Source organism: Chryseobacterium sp. (genome assembly GCF_029240215.1).
In the GTDB taxonomy this organism is placed as follows: domain Bacteria; phylum Bacteroidota; class Bacteroidia; order Flavobacteriales; family Weeksellaceae; genus Chryseobacterium.
Window position 1 is genome coordinate 265,989 of the sequence record NZ_JARBTK010000007.1, and the last position, 17,383, is coordinate 283,371.

Here is a 17,383-nt window from a genome sequence, read left to right on the forward strand (position 1 = left end):
GACTTTTACTCGTATTTTAAATATTTCACAAGATTCACTTTTGTGGCTTGGTAGGCTTTAACACTTACAACCGCAAAAGTCAATAAGAGTAAAACCACAAGGCTCAAAACGAACGGTAAGACAGGCATATCAATCCGGTAAGCAAAATCTTTCAGCCACTCATTCATCAGATAATAACTGATCGGAATGCTGATCATAACGGCAATTAAAGTGATCCAGAGGAATTGTTTCGTAAGTCCCATTATCAAAGTTCCGTCAGATGCACCAAATGTTTTTCTGATCGCAACATCTTTCAGTTTCTGCTCGATCATTAATGATGACAAAGCGAATAATCCTAATAAAGCAACCATCAAAACCATTGCATTCAGAATGGTGAAAAGCGTCTGCTGTTTCTGGTAAGTTTCAAAGGTTTTTGCAAACTGTTTGTCAATAAAATAGTAATCGAAAGGATAACCTCTTTCCACATTATTCTGCCAATAAGTTTTGATTCTTTTCACAGTTCCGTCGATATCATCCGATTTTATTTTTAACTGAATATTATAGACCTGGAATCTCTTCCAATCTGTTTCCCGGTAATGGAAAAACGCAATGGGCTCTACTTCTGACTTTAAACTTTTGACATTAAAATCTTTTACAATTCCAACAATATGATAAGGTTTATTGTCAAAGCCGGGACGGAATTCGATCTTTAAAGCCTGATCATCATTCCATCCGAATTTTTTAACAAATGCCTCGTTGACCAAAAGATTATCAATGGTATCTGATGCAAGATCGGGATTCAGCCAGCGCCCTTTTTTCAATGTAACATCCATAAACTGAAGGTAATTATAGTCCATAGAACCTAGCTGGGCGAGTATACTTTTATCCATATAATCCATAGTTGCATTGCTGTACCTAAAGGTTCCGGGAGCGGCTTCGCCAAAAGAAACATCGGCAACACCATTTATTTTCCTGATTTCATTTTTCACCCTCTCGTATTTCAGCCAGGGTTTCGGATCATTTTCAATAAAGTTGATCAGCATAATCTGTTTGCCATTGTAACCAAGATCTTTGTTCATCATATATTTCACCTGTTGATTCACAATCAATCCGCCTATGATGAAGAATGAAGAAATAATGATCTGTAAGTTCAGAATCCCGTTTCTGAGCCAAACGCCGTGTCTGCTTCTGGCGAAATTCCCCTTCAACGTTTCTATCGCTTTGAAATTTGAGAGGTACATTGCCGGGATTAATCCTGAAATCAATGTAACCAGCAATACCATTACAAATGAGTAAAAGAAAATATGCCAATCGTTCATCTTCATTTCTTTGTCATAGAACTTGTTGAAGCTTGGCAGAAGCAATTCTGTCAGAGCCAACGAAAGCAGGTAAGAAATAATACAGATGATAAAAGTTTCCAGCAAAAACTGCAGAACAAGACCGGATCTTGTACTGCCAATCGCTTTTCTCACACCAATTTCCTTTGCACGTTGGGAAGCCTGAGCCGTTTTCAGATTTATGAAATTGATGGCTGATAAAATGACAATCAGGACAGAAAGTGTAAACAGAATCATCATTGTTTTAAAATCTCCTGCTCCAAACCAATAAGCTTTTGCGTGAAGTTTCATTTCATCCAATGGGGTCAGCAGACTATCTGAAGGTCCGTATAATTCCAAATATTTTTCCTGTGTTATACCAAGTTCTCCGGAACTGATTTTAGCCCTGTATTTATAAACTTCTTCAACTATTTTTTCCTGAACAGCCTTAATATCTGCATTTTTACTCAACATAAACAAGGATCCGTAATTAAAATTTGACCATCCATCTTTATCATTTTTCATCTGTTCAAAAGGCAGAACGACAAACTCCGGTTTTATAAGGCTGTTTTCTTCCGGCAATTCATAAACTGCCGTTACGACGTAATTTTTATTATCAAATTTGATACTTTCTCCGGCAGCATTCGTTTTACCAAAAAGGTTTTTGGCGGCAGTTGTGGAGATGGCGATTGAGGTTTCACCTTTAAGCGCATTTTTGTAACTTCCTGAAATCAATTTAAACGGAAAAAAATTGAAAAAATTTTCAGAAACCAACATTCCATCTTTCTGATAGGCTGTTTTATTTTTCGTGCTCATTTTATAACCTACTCCGGCTGCGTGAAACAACACATAATCCTTAACTTCGGGAATGACTTTTACAGCACGGTCCACCATTGGAATAGAAATTCCGGTTCCGTAATTATTATCCTTTTTATAATAGCTTTGTAATCCATAGATCTGGTCTTTCTTCGGATTCCATTTTTCGAAAGATTCTTCGTCATTCCAATGCATAAGGATAAGCATAAATCCTGTCAAACCGATCGTCAACCCAAACAAATTGATAATGGTAGAAAGCCAGTTTTTTTTATAATTGATGAAGGCGATTTTGAGCCAGTTTTTTAGCATAGTTGATGGTTTTTGGTTGTCAGTTGATGGTTTTTGGTTGATGGTTTTTGAGAATAATCTCCATCAACTATCAACCGACAACTATTAACAAATTTTACTCGTATTTCAGGTATTTTACAAGATTCACTTTTGTTGCTTTATAAGCTTTGATGCTTACAACTGAAAAGGTCAACAGAAGCAAAACGACAAGACTCAATACGAATGGTAAAACAGGCATGTCAATTCTGTAAGCAAAATCCTTCAGCCATTCGTTCATCAGGTAGTAACTGATCGGAATGCTTATAATAACGGCGATTAACGTGATCCAAAGGAATTGTTTTGTCAGTCCGAAAATCAAAGTTTTATCTGATGCGCCAAGTGTTTTTCTGATGGCAACGTCTTTCAGTTTTTGTTCAATCATTAATGATGACAAAGCGAATAATCCTAACAAAGCCACCATCAAAACCATTGCGTTCAGAATTGTAAATAATGTTTGCTGTTTCTGATATTTTTCGAATGTTTTAGCAAATTTCTGATCCAGAAAATAGTAATCAAAAGGATAACCTTGCTCCACATTATTCTGCCAGTAAGTTTTCAGTCTTTTTACAGTTCCATCGATGTCATTCGAGTCGATTTTCAACTGGATATTATAGACATCAAATCTCTTCCAATCGGTTTCTCTGTAATGAAAAAATACGATGGGTTCTATGGTGGTTTTTAGATTTCTGATATTAAAATCTTTTACAATTCCTACAATATGATAATCCTTTTGATAATCAAAACCTGGATGGAATGAATTATTCAAGGCTTCTTCATCAGTCCATCCAAATTTTCTTACAAAAGCTTCATTAACCAAAACATTACTCATTGTGTCGGAAGCTAATTTTGAATCCAACCAACGGCCTTTTTTTAATTTTACATTAATGAATTTCAGATAATTATAATCCATCGATCCGTGCTGGGCTTGTATGCTTTTATCCATATAATCCATATTGGAATCGCTTGATCTGCCATTTCCAGGCACAGCTTCTCCGTAGGATATATCGGTTACGCCTTGAATCTTCCTCATTTCATTCTTAAGCCGTTCGTATTTAAGCCAGGGTTTAGGATTTTCTTCGCTGAAGTTGATCATCATAATCTGTTTTCCACTGTAGCCAAGATCTTTGTTCATCATATATTTCACCTGTTGATTCACAATCAATCCGCCAATGATGAAGAATGAAGAGATGATCAATTGCAATGTCAGAATTCCGTTTCTGAGCCAAACACCGTGTTTGCTTCTTGCGAAATTACCTTTTAGTGTTTCTATCGCTTTGAAGTTGGAAAGATAAGTGGCTGGAATCAATCCGGAGATCAACGTTACCATAAGAACCATTGCAAATGAGTAAAAGTAAATATGCCAATCGTTCATTACCATTTCCTTGTCATAGAACTTATTGAAGCTTGGCAAAAGCAGTTCTGTTAAAGCCAAAGCCAATAGATAAGAAGCCATACAGATTAGAAATGTTTCAATCAGAAACTGAAGAACCAGATTGGTTTTTGTACTTCCAATGGCTTTTCTCACGCCAATTTCCTTCGCTCTTTGAGAAGCTTGCGCCGTTTTCAGATTAATAAAATTAATGGCAGATAAAATGACAATCAGGACAGAAAGCGTAAACAAAATCATCAAAGTTTTGAAATCAACCGGACCAAACCAAGATGCTTTTGCGTGGAGTTTGATTTCATCCAATGGTGTAAGAAGACTATCCGTAGGGCCGTACAAATCAAGATATTGTTGCGGCGTCATTCCTGAAGAGTCTTTATCCAAACTTGCACGATATAGAAAAATATCTTTTATAAATTTTTGTCTTATCTGCTCGAGATCTGCATCTTTTTTAAGCATAAAAAAGCAGCCATAGCTGAAGTTTCCCCATTGGTTTTCATCGTTTTTCATTGGTTCTACTGGCTTTAGAAGAAACTCTGGTTTTATCTGGCTGTTTTCTTTTGGTAATTCATAAACTGCTGTTACAACAAAATTTTTATTATTGAACTTGAGACTTTCGCCAGCAACATTAGTTTTACCAAATAGATTTTTGGCGGCAGTTGTCGAGAGTGCAATATCGCCACCACCTTTCAAAGCATTTTTAAAACTCCCGTCAACCAGTTTGAAAGGAAAAAATTCGAAAAAATTATCGGACACATTCATTCCCCCTTCTTGATAGAATGTTCTATTTTTAGTGGTTATTTTAAAACCCATTCCAGAACTTTTGAACAAGACATAATCCTCAACACCTGGAATAACTACTTTGGCACGATTTGCTATCGGAATGGAAATATTGTTACCATAAGAATTCTCTTTTTTATTATAAGTTTGAAAATAATAAATATCGTCTTTCTTCGGATTCCATTTTTCGAAAGATTCTTCGTCATTCCAATGCATTAGAATGAGCATAAAGCCTGTCAATCCGATCGTCAATCCAAATAAATTGATGATGGTGGAGAGCCAGTTCTTTTTATAGTTGATGAAGGCAATTTTGAGCCAATTGTTTAACATAAGTGATATTTTATGATTGATAAACGATTTTAAAAACCTCAGAGAAACAGAGTTTGTCCGAATCTCCGAGATCAGTTATAAAATGGTTGAATGAATGTTTTTTTTATAGAATCTGATTACTCAAAATTCTTTGCATCTGCTTTTTCGAAGACATCTTTTCTTTGAGTAGAATGTTCTTCGCTGAAGATTTCGCCGTCTTTCATATTCACAATTCTGGAAGCGTAACCGGCGTCATAAGATGAGTGCGTTACCATTGCGATTGTAGAACCTTCTCTGTGAAGTTCTGCAAGAAGATTCATTACCTCGTTTCCGTTGGAGCTATCTAGGTTTCCGGTTGGCTCATCGGCAAGAATTAATTTCGGTTTTGTAACCAATGCTCTTGCAACCGCCGCTCTTTGCTGCTGACCGCCAGAAAGTTGTTGCGGATAATGTTTTGCTCTGTGTGCGATGTTGATTTTCTCCATAATTTCCTCAACACGTTTTTTTCTTTCTGAGGACGAAACGCCGTTGTAGATTAATGGTAATTCTATATTTTCGTAAACTGTGAGTTCATCAATCAAATTAAAATTCTGAAAAATAAAACCTATATTTTTCTTTCTAATGTCTGATTTTTTCTTCTCAGAAGTTCCGATTGTTTCTATTGATTCAAATTGATAAGAACCGGAAGAAGCGCTGTCCAAAAGTCCAAGAACATTAAGGAAAGTCGATTTTCCACAACCTGAAGGTCCCATTATCGCTACGAATTCGCCTTCTTTGATGCTAAGACTTACATTGTTTAAAGCATTGGTTTGAACATCTTCGGTTTTATAGACTTTTGAAAGGTTTTGAATATTTATCATTTTATTAATTTTTTAAAGTGTTATTTTTCTGATTTCTCCTGTTTGGTTGATGTAATATTTTGATTTTAAATCCCGTGTCAAAGTGATATTTTTCCATTCTACGCCCTTGATTCCTTCTAAGGTAATTTCGTTTCCGTTTTTAGAATATTGAACCAGGAAAGTGGAGTTTTGTTCGTCTGGATTTTTCTTCAGATTAGCCATTGCATTTTCATTAAGGACAACTTTTCGATAAGAGTCAAAACTTAAATATGAATAATTGCAACCTTTGGAACATTCAAAAATGACGTGATTCTTTTTGAAAGAAATTGCCCATTCTAATTCTGTCGGTTTCTGAGAATATGCCATTCCTGAAAATGAGCACATTAGAAATATTAATATAGTTTTCATAATTATTTATTTTTAATATCTAAGATTTCATATTTCTTAAGTTCGGTATAATCTGATGTAATGACAGTTTCGCCTTGCTTCAGTCCGGAAACCACTTCGTAATACATTTGATTTTCTCTTCCAAGACTGATGTTTCGTTTTTCGGCTTTATTATTTTTCATTACGAAAATCCATTTCCCGTTGGTGTCTTTGTAGAAATTTCCCTTCGGAATCATCAAACTTTGCGTATCAGCAGAAAGTTTCAGCTTCACTCCGAACGTCATTCCGATTTTCAGGTTTTCCGGTTTTACATTAACAAAATTAAGTTCCACAGAAAACTGTCCGTCTTTCACTTCCGGAAGAATTTTTGTTATGATCACTTCAAATTGTTTCGCATTGCTTTCCAGACTTCCTTTGATTCCGTTGGTTAGTTTATTAATATAATATTCGTCAACTTTTGCAATTAATTTGTAACCGCCCATCAAATCTACCTTTCCGATGCTTTCGCCACTTGTTAAATTCTGTCCTAATGAAATATTAAATGATGATAATCTTCCTGAAACAGGCGACATAATCAGGAAATTATTCTTATTGGAACGAAGAATATTCAAACTCTTTTCCATTTGACTGATGGAATTATTGATGGCAGAAAACTGAGAATTTCTGGAAGCTTTTTCGCTGGAAGCACCTTTTTCTACAATTACTTTTCTCTGTTTCTGATAATTCAGATTTTGCAGAGCTACATCATAATCTGTTTTCTTTCCGATTTCCGCATCGTACAGTCTTTTCTGAAGATTGAAAGACTGCAAAGCTGTATTATAATCATTTTGTGACTGAAGTAACTCTTTGTCCTGATTGAATTCCTGATTTTTAAGTTCCAAAAGTGAACTTCTCATCTGACTGATCTGCTGCATAATTCCCGTTTCCTGATTCAGATAATTGAATTCCGTATTTGGATTATAAACCCTTGCGATGGGTTGGCCTTTCGTTAACATTTGTCCGTCTTCCGCAAAAATTTCTTTTACCGCTCCACCTTCCAGAACATTTACTAATGAAGAATTCAGAGATTGCGTCTGCGCCGTCACCATCAACATATCTTCGAATTTCCCATTCGTCACTTCATCTGTTTGGATATCTTCTAACTTTACATTGTAAGTTTTTTTCTGATTAAGGAAATACCATCCGAAAACTGAAACTGCCAAAGCAGAAACAACGATAATCGAGATTAATTTTAGTTTAGACTTCTTTTTTACTATTTTCGTATCCATATTAACGATAACTTATTTATCTACAGACTATTACGCAATGCAGATGCCAAAAATTTATAACTTTATAACTATCTGAAAATGTGATTAAATATAATTTTGTTAATTTTAAAACTGTTCATTATCGGACATTTTTTGTGCGAAAACGAACAGCTTTTGTTGAGAGAATTATGTTTTAGTTGATTGCTTCATTAATATTTGTCAGGCTGAGCGGAGTCGAAGCCTATTGATTAAGTTATTTTAGATTTCAAATTATAAAAATGCGAAAAAAAGAAGCACATATTTTAATTGTTGATGACGACGAGGATATTTTGTTTTCGGCGAGAGTCTGGCTCAAGAAATTTTTTACGGAAGTCAGCTGTCTCAGCCAGCCGAAAAATATTCTGAAGTTTTTAACGGAACAGCAAGTTGACACGGTTCTTCTGGATATGAATTTCCGAAAAGGCTTTGAAAGCGGACAGGACGGATTGTACTGGATGAATGAAATCAAAACGTTGGAACCTCAACTTCCAATCATTCTGATGACGGCTTACGGCGAAGTGGAATTGGCAGTTGAAGCTTTGAAAAACGGTGCTTCGGATTTCATTCTGAAACCTTGGAATAATGAAAAATTGTACGCTTCCGTAAATCTCGCAGTTGATATTTCCAGAAAAAATAAAAAACTGAATCAATGGGAAAATGTAAGTATAAAAACCAATCAATATCAGCTGGAAACGCAGTCTTTTGCGATGCAGGAAGTGATGGAACAAATTACGAAAGTGGCACCGACTGATGCTAATATTTTACTTTTAGGAGAAAACGGAACCGGAAAATATGTCCTCGCAGAACACATCCACGAGTTATCGGAAAGGAAAAACCAACCATTTGTTCACATCGATTTGGGAAGTCTTTCCGAGAATCTTTTTGAAGCAGAATTATTCGGTTACAAAAAAGGGGCTTTTACCGATGCAAATCAGGATTATTCCGGGAAAATTGAAAATGCTCAAAACGGAACAGTTTTCCTAGATGAAATCGGGAATCTTCCACTTCATCTTCAAACTAAATTATTGAGTTTGATTCAAAACCGAAAATTAACGAGAATAGGAGAAAATAAAGAACGGAATCTGGATGTACGGTTTATTTTTGCGACCAATGAAAATCTCAAAAAAGCAGTTTCAGAAAATCGTTTCCGAAAAGATTTATATTACAGAATCAATACAGTAGAACTTCAAATTCCGTGTCTGAGAGAGCGTTTAGAAGATATTCCGACTTTAGCCGATTATTTCCTTGAGAAATACAAACAGAAATATCACAAAACTGATTTGGCTTTGAACGAATCTTTGACTAATGAACTCACAACGTATTCCTGGCCGGGAAATATCCGCGAACTGGATCATTGCATCGAGAGAAGTGTGATCCTTTCCAACGAGAAAAATTTGAAATTATTAATGCCTCAGGATGAAGAATCTGACAAACCGATCGTCAACCTCAATATTGAAGAAATGGAAGAAATTCTCATCAAAAAAGCATTGAAAAAACACCGAGGAAATATTTCGCTTGCTGCAGAAGATCTCGGATTATCAAGGGCAGCATTGTATAGAAGAATGGAAAAATTTGAATTATGAATTTAAATCGCTATATATGGCTAATTTGTATTCTCCTGGCGGTTATCAGTGGAATCTTTGCCTTTGATTTTTATTCCCAGGATAAGTGGATCAACTTCGGCTTGTTTACCATAATTACTGTTGGATGTGTCATTTTAGCTCAGAATTTTGCATCATCTTACATTCAGAAAACCGAAAAATTATTGCTTGCCATCCAGAAAAAAGACTTTTCTCTTTTCCCAAAAACTGAGGAGAATAATTTAGTTGACAATGCCGTAAAACTCTATTATCAAAGCAAAGAAGAACATTTATCATTATCTTCTTATAAACTTCTTTACGAAGAGATTTTAAATCAATTGGAAATTGGATTGATGATTCTTTCCGAAAAAAATAACGAATGGGGAGTTTTCTATGTGAATCCTGCCTTTCTGGAAATTTTGCAAATCCCAAAATACAATTCCTGGGAATTATATGAAGCCAAAGCACCCGATTTTTATCAAATCATTGAGCAAACTAATTACGAAAACTCGCAGGAATTCTTTGATATTTCGATCAATGAAAATGTGAAACAGTCATTTTCTCTTCGGACCAAAAAAGTTCAGAATGTCAAAAACCGTTTCTGCATCATCAGTCTGGAATCTGTTCAGAAAATCATCGAGCAAAAAGAAAAATTGGCGTGGAATAATCTGATGAAGGTAATTTCTCACGAGCTTCTAAACACTTTAACACCTGTGAACAGTCTGATTCAAAACCTGGAATATATTGCCAATCAGGAAGTTGTTGAAAAAGAAGACCAAGAGGAAATGAAGGAAAGCCTGATGATTATCAATTCGAAATCCAAACAATTACTAAATTTTGTAGACGATTACCGACAAGTTGCCGAACTGCCAAAACCCGTTTTCAAAACCATTTCTCTGACGAATATTGTAGAATCTGCAATCAATTTCCTGAAGCCTGAATTTGAAAAAAATAACATCACGATCGTTAATTCATTAGACAATCAGATGATTTTTGCTGACCAGAAAATGATTGAAAGATGTTTGATCAATTTATATTTAAACGCAATTTATGCTGTTGCTGACAATTCAGAAAAAATCATAAGAACAGAAATTAAAACTTTCAATAAACGTATTTTACTAAGTGTTGAAGACAACGGAATTGGCATTTCAAATGAGATCAAAGACAAAATTTTTCTTCCGTTTTTCACAACCAGACTTAGCGGTTCTGGAATTGGGCTCACACTCAGCAAAAGCATCATCGAAGCACATAAAGGTTATCTGAATTATAAACCTTTGGAAAAAGGAAGCCGTTTTGAGATTTGGTTTGTGGAGTAAATAATTTTCGGAGTTTTTATTTTAAAATTGATTTATTCGCAAAAGAAAACATATCTACATTTTTTCATTCTCTAAGATTTTCAAAACCAGTTTCTCCTCGTAGGTTAGGCTTGCTTTTCCATCATTTTCTTCGATAACTTCCAAAGCATCGAGATATTTTTTGATAGAATTATTTTCATAAAGATTGATGACTAAAGGATGAACGTAATATTTTCTGCATACCGTACTTGTATTCCCAAGATGTGAAGCAACGATTTCAAGAGCTTCTTTCACTTTCTTTTTATACTGCGTATTATTTTCTGCATATCCGATTTCTTTAAAAGCAATTAAAGCATTTACAGTTCCTGACCAGGTTCTGAAATCTTTTGCGGTAAAATCGTCACCACTGATTTCTTTAATATAATCGTTGACCATTCCGGAATCTATCGCATGTCTGTTTCCTTCATCATCATAATACTGAAAAAGCTCTTTTCCCGGAATCTCTTTGCATTTTGTAATCAGTTTTGAAAGTCTTTTGCTTTTCAGATCAACGTTATGCATAATTCCTTTTTTACCTTTAAAAGAAAAATTGATTTTTTGCCCCTGCACTTTTACATGCTTTCCTTTTAAGGTTGTTAATCCAAATGAGCCGTATAGCTTTTCGTAAATGCTGTTTCCGATTCTTATGTTTGTACGTTGCATAAGACTTACAACCAATGCGAGAATTTTTCGTTTTTCAAAATTCCTTAAGGCTAAATCTTTCTCAAGCTGAAGACGGATTTCCGGTAAGGCATAGCCAAACTGAAGCATTCTGTAAAATTTGGTGTGATTTCGCAAAGCACTCCAAAGCGAATGATATCTGTACTGTTTTCTTTTTAATGCATCAAATCCTGTTGCTTGAAGATGACCGTTGTCTAAAGCACAAATCCAGACATTTTCCCACGCTGGAGGAATCACTAAGCTATTGATGCGGGTGATTTCTGCTTTGTCTTTGATTTTCTCACCATCTTTATAATATGAATATTTTGCGCCTCTTTTTTTACGAATGATACCGGCTGTTTCTGCATCGGAAGTGTAAATAAGATTCACTGCCTTTGCAGAAGCTACCGGATCTTTCATAATTTTGACAATCTTCGATGGTTTAAGGTGAGAAATAATCTCTTGATCTGATTGATCCATAAAAAATAATTTGGTTAAGAGTTCTTACCCCTTGAAAACAGCCATAATAAAAGCGCTATTATGCCTACAACGACAATTATTCCCCACCACATTCCTGCTTTAAAGATTGTTTCTACTGCTTCGCAACTTGTTAATAAAAGAATGCTAAACAGACTCATGCTGTATAAAGTTAATTTTCTCATAACAGTTTATTTTTAGTGATTATTTAATTAAATTCTGTCGTTGTCTGGTCGCCAGTTTTTGATTGACTTTTTGATCTCGTCGCCTGAAATATTTTCATTCAAAGCTTTGTACAAAAGCTCTTTGAACTCCTCATCATTAGCGAATCTCAGTGCAGCAATCTGGCTGAAACTAAGTTTTTCACAAACCTCATCAGATCTTTTATTGAATATCTCAAAATATCTTTGTCTGAATTCCAGCTTTACAATCCGGTTTTGATTTCCTAATGCATAATGTTGTCTTACCATTATCGCCAAATACAAAAGCAGAAATATAATAATTGAAAATAAAATCCATGTCAATTGATGATCTGCATCATTCCATATTTTATAAATTCCGTAACCTTCTAAAATGAGCAGGATAGGAAGATAAACAAAATGGTGTGGAGGATAAAATTTCCTGTGATTGTCGTAATTTTGAGTTTTCATTTTTAACATATAGCAATAACCTTTCCAAAATATTATGATATTAATAACGATAATGACTTTGTGGTATATAAATTATTATTCAGTGTGGTAACTGTAAGTTGTACAGCAACTTCCATCTTATCCCGGATAGAAGTGGTAACCTTGGAATGAATGATGGATTTCGTTGCAAATGAGAAAGCTTTGATGGAGAAGTACGAGCAGGTAATCGGAAACAGCTTCTAAAAAAGCTAACAATTGAACTCTGAAAAGCACTTGTAAATCTAGGTGGCGAACTTTATTTTTTTGTAACTTTCGGTTTTTAAAATTTAAAATAATGACTTCAAACGAAAAAGTAGCTGCACTTCGTGAAGAGATGCAAAAAAATAATGTTGATGCATTTATCGTATATTCTGCTGACCCGCATATGAGCGAATATTTACCCGCAGAATGGCAAGAAAGAGCATGGTTGTCAGGTTTTACGGGATCTGCCGGTTTTGTGGTCGTTACTAAAGATAAAGCCGGACTTTGGACGGACGGAAGATATTTTACACAAGCTCCGAAAGAACTGGAGGGTTCCGGAATTGATCTTTTCAAGGAGGGGATGGAAGGAACTCCACATTATATCGACTGGATCATCTCGGAAATTCCCACAAACGGAAAAGTAGCGGTGAATGCTTTGGCGACTTCTCATGCAAACTGGGAATTGCTGTTTGAAAAATTACATCCGAAAAACATTACATTGGTTGATCTTCCTTTGCTGAAACAAGTCTGGAAAGAAAGGGGAGAACCTTCAAAAAATCCTATTTACACACATCCGATAGAAAGAGCAGGAAAATCTGTGATTGATAAAATTGCTGCAATCCGTCAGAAAATGGAAGCACAGGAAGTAACCGTTCATATTATTTCGAGCCTTGATGATGTTGCATGGACTTTGAATCTTAGAGGAAGTGATGTAGAGAGTAATCCGGTATTTTTGGGATATATCATCATTACTAAAAATGATGCAATTTTATTCACAGATCTTGAAAAAATGGATGTTGAATCAAGAAAGCAGTTGGATGATTCTTTCGTTAAAATGATGCCTTATGAGGAATTTTTCAATCATCTGAACAATATCAGAAACGAAAAAGTTCTGATTTCACCAAACAGTAACCAGTCAATTTTTGAAGCATTGAAAATTGGAAACGAATTTGTGAAATCTGCAGTTCCGGGAAATCTGATGAAAGCTCAGAAAAACGATACCGAACTTGAAGGTTTCAGAAAAGTAATGGTAAGAGACGGTGTGGCAATGGTGAAATTTCTGCATTGGCTGACTCATAATGCCGAGAAAGAGGCAATGAATGAATATTCTATCGGACAAAAGCTGAAAGATTTTCGGGCTGAAGGAGAAAATTTTGTAGGCGAGAGTTTCGGAAGTATTGTAGGGTATAAAGATAATGGTGCAATCATGCATTACTCGGCGAAAAAAGAGGGCAGTAAAGATGTAACTAATGAAGCTACAATTTTAGTAGATTCAGGAGGTCAATATTTAGAAGGAACTACTGATATTACAAGAACTTTTGCGTTAGGTCTGGCTTCTGAAGAGTTTAAAATAAATTCCACTTTGGTTTTACAGGGATTGATCCGTCTTTCTATGGTGAAATTTCCTAAGGGAACAAAAGGTGTTCAGTTGGATGCGATTGCCAGACTGCCTCTGTGGATGAACGGTAAAGATTACAATCACGGAACAGGGCATGGAGTAGGGAGTTTCATGAATGTGCATGAAGGTCCGCAAAACATCAGGAAAGATTTGAATCCCCAGGAATTATTGCCTGGAATGGTTTGTTCAAATGAACCCGGATTTTATGTGGAAGGTGAATACGGAATCCGTCATGAGAATCTGATTGCGGTAAAAGAATCTGAAACTACGCATTTCGGAACGTTTTATGAGTTTGAAACTTTAACTTTCTGTCCGTTCTTCAAAGATACCATTGTAAAAGAAATTTTATCTGCAGATGAAATCAAGTGGCTGAATGATTATCACAGAACCTGTGAAGAAAAAATAGCTCCGTTTCTGGAGGGTGAAGTGAAAGACTGGTTCCTTGAATTGGTGAAGCCTCTTTAATTGATTTAAAATTTACGAAAAAGTCTTGTATCAAGTGATGCAGGACTTTTTTTATTGAATGATGTAATGATTTTCAGCAATCACTGTCTACCAATCTGTATTTTACTTGTGGACTTGATTGCATTTAATTTTGACGATAATTTAATATTCTTAACACCTTTTTTAGCCCTGATTGAACGGCATGTTTGAGCTCTTTTTGCACGAAAAGGAAAATGAAAAGGCGCAAAAAAGCGAGTAGTGAAAGCAGGTTCCCGGCTACTGAAAAAGCGGGAGAGTTAGAATATTTTTGAGTATAAATATTTTGAATTGGGGATTTTTTGAGTTTTGAATATTTCAGTAAAAAATGGATTTTTTAGCCTGCTAAATTTGCGTAATTTTGCAACATGAATCATGACACTATCTGCGCACTGGCAACTGCTAACGGAATTGGAGCTATCGGAATTATAAGAATTTCAGGAGATGATGCTATTTCTGTTTCTTCGAAAATTTTCGAAGGAAAAAATCTTGAAAAAGCCGATTCTCATACGGTTCATTACGGATTTATCAAAGATAATGATGAGGTAATTGATGAAGTAATGGTTTCTGTATTCAAAGCTCCGAAAACTTTTACTGCAGAAGATTCGGTAGAGATTTCTTTTCACGGTTCGCCGCATATTGCCAAAAGAATTCTTGAAGTTTTGATCAAAAATGGAGCAAGAATGGCCAAAGCAGGTGAATTTACGATGCGTGCTTTTATGAACGGCAGAATTGATCTGAGTCAGGCAGAATCGATAGCAGATTTGATTGCTTCGGAAAACGAATCTTCCCGAAAAGTAGCTCTAAACCAACTGAAAGGAGGAATTACCAATGAGATTTCTTTCCTTCGAACAGATCTTTTAAATTTTGTGTCACTTGTTGAGCTTGAGCTTGATTTTGCAGAAGAAGATGTGGAATTTGCTGACAGATCTGCATTGAATCAGCTGCTTGATAAAATTGAAACAAAACTAAATTCACTTATCGAGAGTTTCCAGTACGGAAATGCCATCAAAAACGGAACAGCTGTTGCAATTATCGGAAAACCAAATGCCGGAAAATCTACATTACTAAATGCTTTATTGAAAGAAGAACGTGCAATTGTAAGCAATATTGCGGGAACGACCAGAGATACGATCGAGGAGATTCTTCATATAAAAGGTCATGCTTTTAGACTGATTGACACAGCAGGATTACGCGATACAGTGGATGAAATTGAAGCAATCGGTGTAAAAAAAGCCAAAGAAAAAGTAGAAAATGCCAATATTCTTGTCTATTTGGCAGATGTTGCAACAGAAAATTTCTCTGAAGATATTGAAATGATCAAATCTTTAATGAGAGATGATCTGAAGCTGATTATCTGTGCAACAAAAATTGACGAAGTGATCCCGATTCAATATGAAAAGGTAGAAGATATTTTCAGGAATGCAATTTCTCAGGAGTTTGATTTTATTAAAATTTCGGCTGTTGAAAACCAAAATATTCAGGATCTAAAAAATGAATTGTCATCTTACGTCGAGCAATTAAAATCACAGGAAAATAATGTTGTCATCACCAATCAGCGTCACTTCGAAGCTTTAGGCAAATCTCTGGAAGCTGTAAATAAAGTGAAGGAAGCGATCGCTTTTCAAATTTCAACAGAGCTACTTGCTTATGAATTGAGAAATGCCCTTGAATATCTGGGCGAGATTTCAGGAGAGGTTACTAATGATGAGGTTTTAGGAAATATTTTTTCTAAGTTCTGTATCGGGAAATAAATTAGCTTTTCTTTGATTTCTTTTTCTTTCTTTTAGTTGACTATCAGATATTTATATATTTTTTATTTTCTCTTTTTGGAGTTTATTTATATATTTGTACACCTGGTGTACACCTTGAGCTACCAAAATTAGCCCCAAGGTGTACAAATGTACACCTCAAATAAAATGTATGAATATCACTTTAAAACAAAAAAATTTAGCTGATGGAAGGATTAGTCTTTTCATTGAGTATTACAAAGGTTCTTCCACTAATGTACAAGGAAAAAGAATTCATTTACGGGATTTCGAGTATTTGAAGCTTTATCTGCATCCCGAACCAAAAACGCCTAAGGAGAAAAAAGAAAATAAAGAAACTATGGTTCTTGCCGAAAGTATTTTGGCAATCAAAAAAGCTGAATATGTCCAAGGACGTTACGACTTAAAGGATACTGTGAAAAGTAAAAGAACTTTTTTAACATATTTTGAAGAGTTAACCGATGAAAAACGACTGCAGGATTCTTCAAATAATTACGGTAACTGGTTTTCTACTTTACAACATCTCAAAAAAATTGTTTCTAAAAACATGACATTCGAAGAAATTGATGAAAGGTTCGTCAAAAAAGTTCATCGATATTTTGAAAAGGAAGCTCTTACTAAAAGTGAAATTCCACTTTCTCAAAATTCCAAATATTCATATTTCAATAAATTTAAAGCTGCACTTCGTAATGCGTTTGACAATGGCTATCTGACAATAAATTATGCGGCCAAAATTAAATCATTTGAACAGGCAGAAAGTCAAAGAGAATATTTAATTTTTGATGAACTACAACGTTTAGCCAAAACAGAATGTAAATATCCAGTTTTGAAGAAAGCATTTCTTTTTTCATGTTTATCAGGATTACGTTGGTCAGATATTAATTCTTTAATTTGGAAAGAAGTTCGTGACGAAGGTGATATTTCTAGAGTCAATTTCCGACAAGAAAAAACAGAGGGTGTAGAATATCTCTATATTTCAAAACAAGCCAGAGAATTGTTAGGTGAAAGACAAGATCCGCAAGAAAGAGTTTTCAAAGGTCTGAAATATGGGATGACCTACAATACAGAAATTATCCGTTGGTGCAATCGAGCTGCTGTTCCGAAACATATTACTTTTCATTCAGCTCGACATACGAATGCTGTCTTACTTCTGGAAAATGGTGCAGATATTTACACAGTTTCCAAAAGATTGGGACATCGAGAATTGAGAACAACGCAGATTTATGCAAAAATCGTGGATAGTAAAATGAAAGAAGCTGCTGAGATTATCCCGGAACTAAATATCGAACTGTATGTAAATCGTCATCAAAAAGTGGACATTAGATATTAAAGATTTAAGGAGTGTTTTCATAAAAAGAGTAATTTTAATTATGGCAACACCAAAAAAGAAAC

General features: G+C 35.1%; 13 protein-coding genes. 5 read left to right on the forward strand and 8 right to left on the reverse strand.

The genetic code is table 11. From position 1 onward, the window contains the following. Positions 1 to 5: 5 nt before the first annotated feature. The 5 genes from K0R77_RS14610 to K0R77_RS14630 all read right to left on the reverse strand — a co-directional run bounded on the left by K0R77_RS14610 (position 6) and on the right by K0R77_RS14630 (position 7,405). On the reverse strand, positions 6 to 2,420 hold the full coding sequence (locus K0R77_RS14610) for an ABC transporter permease (RefSeq protein ID WP_300353867.1): 2,415 nt from the start codon (positions 2,418 to 2,420) through the stop codon (positions 6 to 8). Between the two features lie 94 nt (positions 2,421 to 2,514). Further along, positions 2,515 to 4,932, reverse strand: a complete 2,418-nt coding sequence (locus K0R77_RS14615) for an ABC transporter permease (protein WP_300353869.1) — start codon at positions 4,930 to 4,932, stop codon at positions 2,515 to 2,517. A gap of 116 nt (positions 4,933 to 5,048) precedes the next feature. Beyond that, a complete protein-coding gene (locus K0R77_RS14620) occupies positions 5,049 to 5,771 on the reverse strand; it encodes an ABC transporter ATP-binding protein (protein ID WP_300353872.1) in 723 nt (240 codons plus the stop codon). A 12-nt stretch (positions 5,772 to 5,783) separates the two neighbouring features. After that, the gene (locus tag K0R77_RS14625) at positions 5,784 to 6,158 is read right to left on the reverse strand and encodes a hypothetical protein (RefSeq protein WP_300353875.1); all 375 of its coding nucleotides are present in this window, start codon (positions 6,156 to 6,158) and stop codon (positions 5,784 to 5,786) included. A gap of 2 nt (positions 6,159 to 6,160) precedes the next feature. Then, positions 6,161 to 7,405, reverse strand: a complete 1,245-nt coding sequence (locus K0R77_RS14630) for an efflux RND transporter periplasmic adaptor subunit (protein WP_300353878.1) — start codon at positions 7,403 to 7,405, stop codon at positions 6,161 to 6,163. Between the two features lie 257 nt (positions 7,406 to 7,662). Between K0R77_RS14630 and K0R77_RS14635 the strand changes: the two genes are divergently transcribed. Both K0R77_RS14635 and K0R77_RS14640 read left to right on the forward strand, forming a co-directional pair. Then, positions 7,663 to 9,006 carry a sigma-54 dependent transcriptional regulator gene (locus tag K0R77_RS14635; RefSeq protein ID WP_300353881.1) on the forward strand — a complete coding sequence of 448 codons (1,344 nt, stop codon included), beginning with the start codon at positions 7,663 to 7,665 and terminating at the stop codon, positions 9,004 to 9,006. After that, positions 9,003 to 10,319: an ATP-binding protein gene (locus tag K0R77_RS14640; protein WP_300353883.1), complete on the forward strand. Its 1,317-nt coding sequence runs from the start codon at positions 9,003 to 9,005 to the stop codon at positions 10,317 to 10,319. The genes K0R77_RS14635 and K0R77_RS14640 overlap by 4 nt, the downstream gene beginning before the upstream one ends. Positions 10,320 to 10,373: 54 nt before the next feature. On the opposite strand, the gene K0R77_RS14645 is transcribed toward K0R77_RS14640, so the two are convergent. The 3 genes from K0R77_RS14645 to K0R77_RS14655 are packed head-to-tail and all read right to left on the reverse strand — an operon-like array spanning position 10,374 to position 12,124. Further along, entirely contained in the window at positions 10,374 to 11,477 is a 1,104-nt protein-coding gene (locus tag K0R77_RS14645) for a DNA topoisomerase IB (protein WP_300353885.1), read from the reverse strand. A gap of 14 nt (positions 11,478 to 11,491) precedes the next feature. Continuing rightward, positions 11,492 to 11,659 (reverse strand): phosphatidate cytidylyltransferase, encoded by a 168-nt coding sequence (locus tag K0R77_RS14650; protein ID WP_300353888.1) that lies wholly within the window; start codon positions 11,657 to 11,659, stop codon positions 11,492 to 11,494. A gap of 27 nt (positions 11,660 to 11,686) precedes the next feature. Further along, a complete protein-coding gene (locus tag K0R77_RS14655; protein ID WP_300353890.1) occupies positions 11,687 to 12,124 on the reverse strand; it encodes a DUF6526 family protein in 438 nt (145 codons plus the stop codon). A 313-nt stretch (positions 12,125 to 12,437) separates the two neighbouring features. On the opposite strand from K0R77_RS14655, the gene K0R77_RS14660 reads away from it, so the two are divergent. From K0R77_RS14660 to K0R77_RS14670, 3 genes are all read left to right on the forward strand, one after another. Continuing rightward, on the forward strand, positions 12,438 to 14,207 hold the full coding sequence (locus K0R77_RS14660) for an aminopeptidase P family protein (RefSeq protein ID WP_300353893.1): 1,770 nt from the start codon (positions 12,438 to 12,440) through the stop codon (positions 14,205 to 14,207). 383 nt (positions 14,208 to 14,590) lie between these two features. Then, positions 14,591 to 15,976: a tRNA uridine-5-carboxymethylaminomethyl(34) synthesis GTPase MnmE gene (mnmE, locus tag K0R77_RS14665; RefSeq protein WP_300353896.1), complete on the forward strand. Its 1,386-nt coding sequence runs from the start codon at positions 14,591 to 14,593 to the stop codon at positions 15,974 to 15,976. Between the two features lie 169 nt (positions 15,977 to 16,145). Next, complete coding sequence (locus tag K0R77_RS14670; RefSeq protein ID WP_300353899.1) at positions 16,146 to 17,321, forward strand: site-specific integrase; 1,176 nt, start codon at positions 16,146 to 16,148, stop codon at positions 17,319 to 17,321. Positions 17,322 to 17,383: the final 62 nt, after the last annotated feature.

What these genes read in the sequence shown, in the direction of transcription:
- K0R77_RS14610 (WP_300353867.1), bottom strand. Translation starts at nt 2,420, where the DNA reads ATGCTAAAAAACTGGCTCAAAATCGCCTTCATCAATTATAAAAAAAAC.
- K0R77_RS14615 (WP_300353869.1), bottom strand. Translation starts at nt 4,932, where the DNA reads ATGTTAAACAATTGGCTCAAAATTGCCTTCATCAACTATAAAAAGAAC.
- K0R77_RS14620 (WP_300353872.1), bottom strand. Translation starts at nt 5,771, where the DNA reads ATGATAAATATTCAAAACCTTTCAAAAGTCTATAAAACCGAAGATGTT.
- K0R77_RS14625 (WP_300353875.1), bottom strand. Translation starts at nt 6,158, where the DNA reads ATGAAAACTATATTAATATTTCTAATGTGCTCATTTTCAGGAATGGCA.
- K0R77_RS14630 (WP_300353878.1), bottom strand. Translation starts at nt 7,405, where the DNA reads ATGGATACGAAAATAGTAAAAAAGAAGTCTAAACTAAAATTAATCTCG.
- K0R77_RS14635 (WP_300353881.1), top strand. Translation starts at nt 7,663, where the DNA reads ATGCGAAAAAAAGAAGCACATATTTTAATTGTTGATGACGACGAGGAT.
- K0R77_RS14640 (WP_300353883.1), top strand. Translation starts at nt 9,003, where the DNA reads ATGAATTTAAATCGCTATATATGGCTAATTTGTATTCTCCTGGCGGTT.
- K0R77_RS14645 (WP_300353885.1), bottom strand. Translation starts at nt 11,477, where the DNA reads ATGGATCAATCAGATCAAGAGATTATTTCTCACCTTAAACCATCGAAG.
- K0R77_RS14650 (WP_300353888.1), bottom strand. Translation starts at nt 11,659, where the DNA reads ATGAGAAAATTAACTTTATACAGCATGAGTCTGTTTAGCATTCTTTTA.
- K0R77_RS14655 (WP_300353890.1), bottom strand. Translation starts at nt 12,124, where the DNA reads ATGAAAACTCAAAATTACGACAATCACAGGAAATTTTATCCTCCACAC.
- K0R77_RS14660 (WP_300353893.1), top strand. Translation starts at nt 12,438, where the DNA reads ATGACTTCAAACGAAAAAGTAGCTGCACTTCGTGAAGAGATGCAAAAA.
- mnmE (WP_300353896.1), top strand. Translation starts at nt 14,591, where the DNA reads ATGAATCATGACACTATCTGCGCACTGGCAACTGCTAACGGAATTGGA.
- K0R77_RS14670 (WP_300353899.1), top strand. Translation starts at nt 16,146, where the DNA reads ATGAATATCACTTTAAAACAAAAAAATTTAGCTGATGGAAGGATTAGT.